The sequence below is a fragment of the Hymenobacter algoricola genome, from assembly GCF_039539525.1.
GTDB classification, from domain to species: domain Bacteria; phylum Bacteroidota; class Bacteroidia; order Cytophagales; family Hymenobacteraceae; genus Hymenobacter; species Hymenobacter algoricola.
The window spans coordinates 34,770-44,827 of the sequence record NZ_BAABDH010000101.1 but is presented as its reverse complement, the minus strand read 5'-3'; the positions used below and the strand labels follow the sequence as shown (position 1 = coordinate 44,827).

General features: G+C 62.7%; 10 protein-coding genes. 6 read left to right on the top strand and 4 right to left on the bottom strand.

Going from position 1 to position 10,058, the window contains the following annotated elements; genetic code table 11:
• Window positions 1–68: 68 nt before the first annotated feature.
• Window positions 69–821, bottom strand: coding sequence for a M13 family metallopeptidase (locus ABD842_RS15685; protein WP_345115953.1), 753 nt, complete (start codon window positions 819–821; stop codon window positions 69–71).
• A 222-nt stretch (window positions 822–1,043) separates the two neighbouring features.
• On the opposite strand from ABD842_RS15685, the gene ABD842_RS15680 reads away from it, so the two are divergent.
• The 3 genes from ABD842_RS15680 to arfB all read left to right on the top strand — a co-directional run bounded on the left by ABD842_RS15680 (window position 1,044) and on the right by arfB (window position 2,898).
• On the top strand, window positions 1,044–1,916 hold the full coding sequence (locus ABD842_RS15680; RefSeq protein ID WP_345115950.1) for a hypothetical protein: 873 nt from the start codon (window positions 1,044–1,046) through the stop codon (window positions 1,914–1,916).
• Between the two features lie 65 nt (window positions 1,917–1,981).
• Window positions 1,982–2,425: a hypothetical protein gene (locus tag ABD842_RS15675; protein ID WP_345115947.1), complete on the top strand. Its 444-nt coding sequence runs from the start codon at window positions 1,982–1,984 to the stop codon at window positions 2,423–2,425.
• A 68-nt stretch (window positions 2,426–2,493) separates the two neighbouring features.
• Window positions 2,494–2,898, top strand: coding sequence for an alternative ribosome rescue aminoacyl-tRNA hydrolase ArfB (arfB, locus tag ABD842_RS15670; RefSeq protein ID WP_345115944.1), 405 nt, complete (start codon window positions 2,494–2,496; stop codon window positions 2,896–2,898).
• A gap of 10 nt (window positions 2,899–2,908) precedes the next feature.
• Here the strand turns inward: arfB and ABD842_RS15665 are convergent, their stop codons facing one another.
• The 3 genes from ABD842_RS15665 to mgtE all read right to left on the bottom strand — a co-directional run bounded on the left by ABD842_RS15665 (window position 2,909) and on the right by mgtE (window position 6,066).
• Window positions 2,909–3,640 (bottom strand): hypothetical protein, encoded by a 732-nt coding sequence (locus ABD842_RS15665; protein ID WP_345115940.1) that lies wholly within the window; start codon window positions 3,638–3,640, stop codon window positions 2,909–2,911.
• A gap of 61 nt (window positions 3,641–3,701) precedes the next feature.
• Complete coding sequence (locus ABD842_RS15660; RefSeq protein ID WP_345115937.1) at window positions 3,702–4,619, bottom strand: magnesium transporter CorA family protein; 918 nt, start codon at window positions 4,617–4,619, stop codon at window positions 3,702–3,704.
• A 64-nt stretch (window positions 4,620–4,683) separates the two neighbouring features.
• Window positions 4,684–6,066, bottom strand: a complete 1,383-nt coding sequence (gene mgtE / locus ABD842_RS15655; protein ID WP_345115935.1) for a magnesium transporter — start codon at window positions 6,064–6,066, stop codon at window positions 4,684–4,686.
• A gap of 232 nt (window positions 6,067–6,298) precedes the next feature.
• Between mgtE and ABD842_RS15650 the strand changes: the two genes are divergently transcribed.
• The 3 genes from ABD842_RS15650 to ABD842_RS15640 all read left to right on the top strand — a co-directional run bounded on the left by ABD842_RS15650 (window position 6,299) and on the right by ABD842_RS15640 (window position 10,040).
• Window positions 6,299–7,111 (top strand): cyanophycinase, encoded by an 813-nt coding sequence (locus tag ABD842_RS15650; protein ID WP_345115933.1) that lies wholly within the window; start codon window positions 6,299–6,301, stop codon window positions 7,109–7,111.
• Window positions 7,112–7,256: 145 nt separating this feature from the next.
• A complete protein-coding gene (locus ABD842_RS15645) occupies window positions 7,257–8,552 on the top strand; it encodes an OmpP1/FadL family transporter (protein ID WP_345115930.1) in 1,296 nt (431 codons plus the stop codon).
• Window positions 8,553–8,573: 21 nt separating this feature from the next.
• Window positions 8,574–10,040: an SGNH/GDSL hydrolase family protein gene (locus tag ABD842_RS15640; protein WP_345115927.1), complete on the top strand. Its 1,467-nt coding sequence runs from the start codon at window positions 8,574–8,576 to the stop codon at window positions 10,038–10,040.
• Window positions 10,041–10,058: the final 18 nt, after the last annotated feature.

Below are 10,058 nucleotides of genomic sequence, written 5' to 3'. Positions count from 1 at the left end.
CCATTGACTACGAGTATACCCCCGCCAGCCACGTCACCTGGCTCTTGCTCGCCAACATGGCCTTATGCCTAAACCGGCTTGCCTAAATTCCCAAACACCCTCTTAGCCAAAGCCGTTTCCAGGGCTACCACCCGGGCGCTGCTGGCCTGGGCGGCTACCGAATCCTGGCCCATCAGCCGGAACATGCGGGCCACGTGGCGGCCGTACTCGCGGCGGATGTTGGCCGTGCGCGTGTCCTTGTTGAAGTAGTAGTCGCGGTTGGGCAGACCCAGTCCCGCCTGCCACAGCTGCAGGGCCATCTTGTCGCTGTTCTTGGCATCCTGCCCCACGTAGGGGCCAATCAGCGCGTTTACGCCCAGCGGAATGAGGCGGGCAATGGCGGCCTGCACGTCGGCTACCGACTGGATGGCGGCCAGGCGGTTCAGCTCCGGCTTGAGCGGGGCCAGGCCCTGCTGCTCCACCGTAGCCGAATCGAGGCCGGTGGCGTAGAAATCCCCGATTTTCTGCTGGTTGGTGCCGGCCGCGGCGTTGGCGTTGGCCGCTTCCTCATTCAGGCTGCGCAGGCGGGCGTACACCTCGTTCTGCACTTCCTTGCCAATACCCCAGGAGCTTTCGGAGGCCGGAATCGGGTGTTTTTTCAGCCAGCCGCCGTTGGCGTAGGTGAAAAAGTCGTCGCCGGGGCGCACGGTGGTGTCGAGGTTGGCCTGGAGCAGGTCGGGCCGGGCCGTGCCGGCCGATTTGCCGCCGGGCTGGCAGGCGGCCAGCATCAGCAAAGGAGCCGCCAGCAGCCAGCGGCGCGGTCGGGAAAACAATGGATTCATAAGCGGAGGCAGAACACTAAGTGGAATGGCGAATGTAACAGGAACCCACAAGTTTGGCTGGCCGGGTCAGACGGTGAGTTTCTGAGAGGTTGGGCCACGTAGGCCGGCCGCTGGGTGAGCTAAGGGCGGGCTTTCTGGGCTGCGCATTGGCGGCGGCGGCGCCGCCGCAGAACATTTGGCGGGGGGCGAGTATTTGTAAAGACAAATATTTCCCTCACCCTTATGAAGCTTCTCACAGCCATCCAGCGAATTTATGAGGCGTTGCAGCAATTCTGGGAAAGCCCGCAAACGGCCCGTTTTATGAGCGTGGCGTTGGTGGCCGTATTTGTGGGCAGCCTCGGGGTGGCTTGCTGCAACTACCTGGGCCTGTTCGGGCTGCGGGGGCTGTGGGCACGGGTACACTTTCTGCAGGCCGTGGAAATCTCCTTCACGCTCCTGCTGTTTTTTGAGATGATCAGCCTGGTTTTTGTGATTCCGCAGTCGATAGCGAATTCCATTGGCAAGCAGATCGAGATTCTGAGCTTGATCCTGCTACGCTCGTCATTTAAGGAATTCTCGCACTACAACTTTGTGGTGCCGCTGCAAAGCCAGCTCGAATCGGTGTATAAAATGATTGCCGACGGGGTGGGCGCCCTGTTCGTATTTCTGCTGCTTTCGGTCTACTACGGGATGCAGCGGCACCGCTCCATCACGCGGGAGGTCGGCGACAAGCAGCAGTTTGTGGCGCTCAAGCAGGGTATTTCGCTGCTGGTCCTGCTCACGCTGCTGCTGCTGTCGGCGTACGACCTCTACCACATGTTCCGCAGCGGGGTGTGGGTGCAGTCAGCGGACCGGTTCTACCTGATTCTGATATTCGCGGACGTGCTGTTTATGCTCGTGGCGTTCCGCTACACGCTGCATTACCCGGATATTTTCCGCTACTCGGCCTTCGTGCTGGTTACAGTTTTTATCCGGTTCTCATTGCTGGCTCCGGCCTACTACAATGCGCTGCTGGGGTTGTTTTCGGTGGTTTTTGCCATTGCGGTAGTCTATTTTCACACGCTCTTCACCGACGGCCGGCTGCGCTACATCAGCAAGCTCAACAAGCCGGAGTAGTTCCGGCCGGCTACGGCGCCGCCGCCCGCCGCGTACCGTTGCGGCCAGAGCCGTTACTTTGCCCTATGTCGCTCAAACTGCTCCTGCTGCTCAACTTTGCTCTGGCCGCTTACCTCACCGGCGTTATCTGGACGGTGCAGCTGGCCCATTATCCCGGTTTCGCCCAGGTGGACCGCGCCGCCTTTCCGGCCTTTCATCAGCAGCACGCCCGCGGCATCAGCTGGGTGGTGCTGGCCCCGATGGTGCTGGAGCTGCTGCTGGCTGCCGCGCTGGCCTGGCAGGGCCGGGCGCTGGGCCCGGCCGTGTGGTGGGCGCTGGGGCTGGTGGTGCTGATCTGGGCGGCCACCTTCTTCATCTCCGTGCCGTTTCACAACCGCCTCGCCCTCGGCTACGACTACGTGGCCATCGACGGTTTAGTGCGCACCAACTGGATTCGGACCCTGGCCTGGACGGCGCGGGCGGGTGTGCTGGGCGGGCTGTTGTGGAAAATGCTGAATTTGCAGGGCTAATCCTACTGCCGCCCCCGCTGCCGGAGCGTTTTACCTTGCTTTTTTTCTCCTTCAAATCCGCAACTCCCATGCTGCCGCCCGCCGACGCCTTTTTGCCCGAGCTTCAGTTTCAGACCAGCCGCAGCAGCGGCCCCGGGGGCCAGAATGTGAACAAGGTGGAGTCGCGGGTGGAGCTGCGCTTCCGGCTGGCCGACTCCCAGCTGCTGAGTGAAGAGCAGAAGCAGACCCTGCTCGAAAAGCTGGCCTCCAGGCTCACGCTGGAAGGCGAATTGCTGGTGGTGGCCCAGGAAGACCGCAGCCAGCTGCGCAACAAGGAAACCGCGCTGCTCAAGTTTCATCAGCTGCTGGTCAAGGCCCTGCACAAGCCCAAGGCCCGCAAGCCGACGAAGCCCAGCAAAGGTGCGGTGCGCAAGCGCCTCGAATCGAAGAAAAAGCACGGGGAGAAAAAGGCCAACCGCGGCCGCGTGGAGTAAGCCGGCCGGCTTAGTTCAGGTCCAGTCCAAACAGCACGCCATACCAGGGCTTGCGCTGATAGATCCAGTGGCGGCCATCGGGACCCAGCAGCTGGTCGGCGCCCACGGCCAAGCCCAGGTTGAAGATGCGGGCATCGTAGATGGCGGCGGCCCCCACGTGCACCACGAAGCCCTCGTAGCCGGATGCAATGCGGGTTTGCTGGTTGGTCACGTCCGGGGTAACTGCCGTGGAGCCCAGACCCGTAAACAGGCCGTAGCCCAGCCCTACCGTGCGGATCTGCGGCGCCGGCTGCCCGTTCGGCTGCCCGGCACTGTTCAGATGGTAAAAGTCCAGCCGCCGGCCGAAATACAGGGCAGCGTTGAAATTGGTATTGAGCTGCACCGGGACCGGACCCTGGGGCGGGCGGGCCTTGAAGGGAATGGTAAACACGTCGAGGTCAAACTTGCGGCCGACCAGAAGCACGTGCTGACCCGGGCGCAAAGGGTAGCTGAAGCGGCGGGGTGCGGTTTCCGGCGGCCGGGGCGGGGCCAGGAATTGCAGCGAATCCTGCACCTGCTCCACGTAGAAGGAGCGGTCTGGCCCCAGGGCGGCGGCCAGGGCGGGGTCGGTAGCCTGCAGAACCTGATAGTTGCCCGGCTCCAGGCTGGGCACGTGCCCTACGGCGGCGCAGCCGGCCAGCAGCGCGTTCAGGCCGGCCAGCAGCCCAGCCCAGGTTTTTCGGCGCCAGTCAAGATTCCGCATACAAACAGCCTGCTACATGGTACTGCGCCAAGCCGGGGCCCGGCGCGGTGGGTTCAGAAATCTAGATCCAGCCTTTGCGCTTAAACCACGAATAGATGCCGACGGAAATCAGCACCATGGCAGCCATGGCGCCCGGGTAGCCCAGCTTCCAGGCCAGCTCGGGCATGTACTCGAAGTTCATCCCGTAGACGCCGGCAATAAAGGTCAGGGGCAGGAAGAAGGCCGAGAAGACCGTCAGTACCCGCATGGCTTCGTTGGTCCGCTGCGACGACAACGACAGGTACAGGTTCATCAGGTTGGTGGCCGCGCCGTCGAGCTGCTGGTAGAGGGTTTCGACCTTGGTCTGCAAATCCTGGGTATCCTGCAGCAGTGTATTATCGGCGGCGTCGGTGGCGGTCTGGCGGCGCAGCTTGGTCAGAATGTCGCGGGTGAGCAGCAGCAGCTGTTTGGCGGCCGAGGCTTTGCGCTTCAGAAAGTACATGCCCTGCAGAGCGTTGGGCCCTTCGCGCTTCAGAAATATTTCGGCTTCGTAGTCGTCCAGCTCTTTGGTCAGCACGTGGGCGGGCTGCAGGTAGCTGCTGAGGGTGTAGCGGACGAGGTGAATAGCTACCTCGGCCGGCGTGGTGCACTCCTGACCGGGCGCCCGGGCCACATTCTTCAATTCACTTAGCACGGGGTGGGGGCGGCGGTGCACCGTAATGAGGTAGTCGGCGGCGTAGAACACGGCAATCTTGGTGCTCAGCTCCTGAATGGTATCGGCCTGGCTGTTTTCGGGCACCACGAGCACCCGCAGAATCACGAAGTTCAGCCCGTTGGTGGCCTCAAACTTGGGCAGGTGGGTGGGCTCCAGGCAGTCGTGCACCAGCGCATCGGGCAGGCGGTACTGGTCGGCCACGGCCTGCAGCTCCGCCACCGTGGGATTGGTAAGGTCGAGCCAGGTGAAGTGGCACTCCTGCTTGGTGAGAAACTGTTCGGTCATGGGCGAAGGAAAAGCGGCGGGCTGCTACCAGCCGGTGGCAGCACTAGCCCATACGGCGCGGCGGCTACAGCAGCGTGCCCTTCAGAAACAGCAGGGCAAACGAGAAGTAAATCACCAGCCCCGTCACGTCGACCAGCGTGGCCACGAAGGGGGCCGAGGATGTGGCCGGGTCGGCGCCCAGGCGCTTGAGCAGCAGCGGCAGCATGGAGCCGCACAACGAGCCCCAGAGCACGATGCCCACCAGCGAAAAGCCCACCGTGAAGCCAATCAGCCAGTAGTGCTCCCCGTATTCGCCGGGGTACAGGCGCGACCAGAGCAGGATGCGCACCAGCCCGACCACCCCCAGAATAGCGCCCAGCATCAGGCCCGTAGCCAGCTCGCGGCGCAGCACCCGCCACCACTCGTCCAGCGTCAGCTCGCCCAACGACATGGCCCGGATGATGAGCGAGGTAGCCTGGGAGCCCGCGTTGCCGCCGGCGCTGATGATGAGCGGAATAAACAGGGCCAGCACAATGGCTTTGGAAATCTCCTCCTCGAAGAAGCCCATGGCCGTGGCCGTAAACATTTCGCCGATGAGCAGAATCACCAGCCAGCCCGCCCGCTTGCGGATCATGCTCAGCAAAGGAATGCTCAGGTAGGGCTCATCCAGGGCCTGGGAACCGCCCAGCTTCTGGATGTCCTCGGTGTCTTCCTCTTCCCGGATGTCGAGAATGTCGTCGATGGTCACGATGCCGAACAGGAAGCCCTCGTCGTTGACCACCGGCAGCGCCACCCGGTCGTTGCGCCGGAACACCTCGATGGCCTCTTCCTGGTCCTGCATGGCGCGCAGGCTCACGAAGCGCCGGTCCATGATTTCGCTCACGGGCTTATCCAGCGGGGCCAGCAAAAACTCGCGGATGCGGATGTCATCAATCAGCACGCCCCGGCTGTCGGTCACGTAGAGCATGCTCAGCGTTTCCGACTGCCCGCCGTGGCGGCGGATGTAGTCGAGCACCTGCTGCACGGTCCAGTTCTCGCGGATGGCAATGTAGTCGGGCGTCATCAGGCGGCCCACGCTGTACTCGGGGTAGCCCAGCAGCTCCAGCGTCACCTTGCGCTCCGCCTCCGACAGAGTCTGGATCAGCTCCTTCACGAAGTCGTCGGGCAGGAACTCGAGCAGGGCCGTCCGGTCATCGGGCGACATCTCGTTCAGGATATCGGCAATTTTTTCCTGGGTCAGATTGGCCAGAAAATGCTTCTGCACTTCCAGCTCCAGGTATTCGAACACCTGGGTGGCCAGGCGCAGGGGCAGCAGCCGGAAAATAATGAGCTGCTCCCGTTCTTCCTCGGCCTCAATCAGCGCTACTAGCTCCGAGGGCTCAAAGCTTTTGAGCGACTCCTTGAGCTTAAAAAACTCGCCCTCCTGAATCAGGGTCGTTATCTGGTCGGTAGTCGGGTGCTGATTCATTAACAGGAAAAGGCGGTAGTTTCTCGCTAGGCAGGAAGATTTGGTCCGAAAACGGGCCCGCAAAAATAGCCGAAAAAAACGGCCCTGCCGCGCCGCGAATTTCATTTCCTGTCACCGGCCGGCGTTATTTCTCCGCTCAAAACCGCGTGGTACCGCTCAGCTTGGCCCAGGACGCCGAATAGCTTTCCGAAAGCCCGTGTACATTTGGCGTCCGCTCTTCCCAGTGCCGCTTATGCCCCAGTCGTTCTCTCCGCCGCTCGGAACCCTCGTTGCCCTCGGCGGCGGCGACGATGACGCCATGCTGGCCCTGCTCAGCGACCTGCTGCCGACGCCCGAGGCCCGCATCGAGATTCTGGCCATGGCTTCCAGCGACGCTACCACCACGGGCACCAACTACACGCGGGCGTTTCGGGAGCTGGGCTGCACCCAGGTGCGCCACCTCAAAATCGATGAGCGCCACTCTGCCGACAAGCCCGCCACCCTGCGCCGCCTGCAGGAAGCCAGCTTGGTCTTCTTCACCGGCGGCGACCAGGAAATGATAACCCAGAGTCTGCTCGGCACCGAGTTTCTGCGCCAGCTGCTGCTGCGCTACCGCACCGACGCCGGCTTCTGCGTGGCCGGCACCAGCGCCGGCGCCTCCGTGCTGGGCGACTACATGCTGGTAGACGGCCACGGCTGGCGGGCCTTGCGCAAGGGCGGCATCCGCACGGTGCACGCCCTGGATCTGGTGCCGCAGCTGCTGCTCGACCAGCATTTCGTGGAGCGCGGGCGCTTCGGGCGCCTGGCCCACGCCGTGCTGGTGCACCCCATGTGCCTGGGCGTGGGCCTGGCCGAGGAAACCGGCCTTATCATCCGCGGCGGCAGCGAGGCCGAAGTATTCGGCGACGGCGTGGTGATGGTGGTGGACGGCGAGCAGCTGCGCGGCAGCAACCTGGGCCGCGCGGGCCGCGGCGAGCCGGTGTCCGGGCAGGATCTGCGGGTGCATCTGCTGGTGGCCGGCCAGCACTTTCAGCTGCGCCGCCGGCAAGTGTTCGAGCCCGGGTAGAACGGCTGAGCGAATGACGGTTGCGGACCCGCTTTGCCAGCAACTTACGGCTGCCTTAAAAATAGTCGGCGTGCCGACTATCCAATTGATTTTCTCCCTACATTTAGTCCCAACAACCCCAAACTCCCACTTTTTCCCTTTTCATATGAAGTTAAAATCTCTACTCCTCGTGGGTGGTGCGCTGCTTACGGGCTCCACCGCCTCGGCCGGGGGCTTTCAGGTAACGCTGGCCGGACAGAAGAACAACGGCATGGGCGGCGTTGGCGTTGGGCTTTCCCTCGACCAGGCTGCCATGTTCTACAATCCGGGGGCGCTGGCCATGGTCCGGGAGCGGGGCGTGCAGATCGGCGGCAACGCCACGTTTGCCCGCAGTGCTTTCCGCTCGCAGTTTGGCGGCGAGCAGCGCGAGCTGCGCAACTCGGTGGTGACGCCGTTTAACCTGTATGCCGGCTTCGGGTCGAAAGACAACAAGTTTGCCGCCGGCATTGCCATCTATACGCCCTTTGGCAGCAAGCTGCAGTACGCCGAAGGCTGGGAAGGTCGCTTCTCGCTCACCGACATCGACCTGAAGTCCATCTTCGTGCAGCCCACGGTGAGCTACGCTATTACCGACAAGCTGAGCGTGGGTGGCGGCCTGGTTATCCTGGCCTACGGCGCGGTGAACCTGCAGAAAGACATTCCCATTGAAGGCCAGCCCGGCGTGCCCGGCCACGTAACGCTGGACGGCAAAGCCCTGACCAAGCTTGGCTTCAACGGCGGCATCTACTTCAAGCCTTCCGATAAGTTCAGCGTGGGCGCCAGCTACCGCTCCCGCATCGACGCCACCGTGGACGGGGGCGACGTAACGTTTGCCAACATACCCGCCTCGGTGGGAGGACGCTTCACGGCCACGGAGTTCGACGTGACGCTGCCGCTGCCGGCCACCACTACCCTGGGTTTTGGCTTCATGCCCAACGAAAAGACGACCCTGGGTCTGGATGTCAACTACGTGGAGTGGAGCGCCTACAAGTCGCTGGACTTCAAATTCCGCGGCAACAACGGCGCCGGGGGCCTCGTGTCGACTTCCGGCCAGGTGGGCGGCTCCAACGTGAGCAACTCGCGGCGCGAATACGAAGATGCCGTAACCCTGCGCCTGGGCGGCCAGTACCAGGCTACCGAAGCCCTGACCGTGCGCGCCGGAGCTTCCTACGACTTCTCCCCCGTGAAAGACGGCTTCGTGACGCCCGAAACGCCGGATGCGGATCGTATCGGCATCACGGCCGGCCTGACCTACAAGGTTGGGGAGCATTTCGGCGTGGATGTGTCCACCCAGTTTATTGATCTGCGCAAACGCACCCAGACCCAGCAGGACCTCATTGATGCCGGTACCACCGACCGCATTGCGGGGACCTACAAAACGCGGATTGTCATTCCCGGCATCGGCTTCACCTACTCTTTCTAACGCTTCTTCCCACCAAGCCATATGAACACTTCTTTGCTCACGAAAGGGACGCCGGCGCTGGCGCTGCTCGGCCTGCTCCTCAGCGGGTGCCAGCCCGATGTGGAAGCGCCCGGCATCGATAAAGGCTCCGCCGACTTTTCCAAGTACGTTGCCATTGGCAACTCGCTCACGGCCGGCTTTGGCGATGGCGGCCTCTACCGGGATGGCCAGCTCAACTCGTACCCCAACATCCTGGCCGGCCAGCTCCGGGCCGCCGGTGGGGGCGACTTCACCCAGCCCTTGTTTACCGAAGCCCAGCTGAACGGGTCGGGGTATCTGCGCCTGACGGGCTTTACTGCCACGGGTTCCCCGCTCACGGCCAGCGTCACCGATAGAGTGGCTATCCGCGGCGGAATACCCACCCGTACCGGTTTGCAGTTCATCTACACGAAAGATACCAGCCCGATAAATAACCTTGGCGTAACCGGTATTCGAATGTCGGATATCGAAACCGCTGGGTTTGGCAATACTGCTTTGAATGGAGGAACCTTGGTGGCACCAACTCCAATATTCAACTCCTACTTCGAGCGTATTACGCCAGATGGGAGCAATCAAACCTACCGGCAGCGTGTCGCCGCCTCGACCCCCACGTTCTTTTCCTTCTGGCTGGGCAACAACGACGTGCTGGGCTTCGCTACGGCCGGTGCCGCCGCCAGCTCCCTCACGCCCGTGGCCGACTTTACCCGGCTGGCTAGCAACATTCTGGATGACCTGACCGCCAACGGCGCCAAGGGCGTGGTAGCCACGATTCCGGATGTGACCAACATTCCCTTCTTCACCACCGTGGGCCCTGGCTTCCGGGCTACGCTGCCCGGTGCGGCTACTGTTTTCATCACCACGGGCCCGGCCTTCACCGGCGCTCCGCTCGCGCGCAAGTCGTTTGCCCCGGCTGACATCCGCAACGCCACCGGTGGCCGGCAGCTGTTCACGCTGACCGCGTCGCCTTACGTGGCGCTGTTCGGCCGCCCCAACAACGGCAAGGCCTGGCGCGACGTCTACAACCAGGCGAAGGCTTCTTTGCCGCCTACGGTTTCGCTGAGTGTCTTCCTGGCCGCCAGCGCCATCGACACCACGAAAGCGTTTGGTGCCACCACCGAAAACCCGATTCCCAGCACCCTGGTGCTCGACGATGCGGAGCAGCCGCTGGTGCTGACGGCCACCACCGCCTTCAACGATGCGCTCAAGAGCAAGGCTAACGCCAAGGGCCTGGCCATCTTTGATGCCAACGCCTTCTTCGCCCAGATTGCAGCCACGGGCTTTGCCATCAACGGCACGGTGAATACGGCGGGCTTCATCTCCGGCAACCTGTTCTCGCTGGATGGCGTGCATCCTACGCCCCGGGGCTACGCGGTCATTGCCAACGAGATGATCAGCGTCATCAACGCCAAGTATGGCTCGACGTTGCAGTCGGTGAACCCGAACGCCTACCGGGCCGTCATTTTTCCCTGATTAAAACTAGCGTCTGAC

Excerpts from the sequence above, each read along its gene's own strand:
- ABD842_RS15685 (WP_345115953.1), bottom strand. The coding sequence starts at position 821 with ATGAATCCATTGTTTTCCCGACCGCGCCGCTGGCTGCTGGCGGCTCCT.
- ABD842_RS15680 (WP_345115950.1), top strand. The coding sequence starts at position 1,044 with ATGAAGCTTCTCACAGCCATCCAGCGAATTTATGAGGCGTTGCAGCAA.
- ABD842_RS15675 (WP_345115947.1), top strand. The coding sequence starts at position 1,982 with ATGTCGCTCAAACTGCTCCTGCTGCTCAACTTTGCTCTGGCCGCTTAC.
- arfB (WP_345115944.1), top strand. The coding sequence starts at position 2,494 with ATGCTGCCGCCCGCCGACGCCTTTTTGCCCGAGCTTCAGTTTCAGACC.
- ABD842_RS15665 (WP_345115940.1), bottom strand. The coding sequence starts at position 3,640 with ATGCGGAATCTTGACTGGCGCCGAAAAACCTGGGCTGGGCTGCTGGCC.
- ABD842_RS15660 (WP_345115937.1), bottom strand. The coding sequence starts at position 4,619 with ATGACCGAACAGTTTCTCACCAAGCAGGAGTGCCACTTCACCTGGCTC.
- mgtE (WP_345115935.1), bottom strand. The coding sequence starts at position 6,066 with ATGAATCAGCACCCGACTACCGACCAGATAACGACCCTGATTCAGGAG.
- ABD842_RS15650 (WP_345115933.1), top strand. The coding sequence starts at position 6,299 with ATGCCCCAGTCGTTCTCTCCGCCGCTCGGAACCCTCGTTGCCCTCGGC.
- ABD842_RS15645 (WP_345115930.1), top strand. The coding sequence starts at position 7,257 with ATGAAGTTAAAATCTCTACTCCTCGTGGGTGGTGCGCTGCTTACGGGC.
- ABD842_RS15640 (WP_345115927.1), top strand. The coding sequence starts at position 8,574 with ATGAACACTTCTTTGCTCACGAAAGGGACGCCGGCGCTGGCGCTGCTC.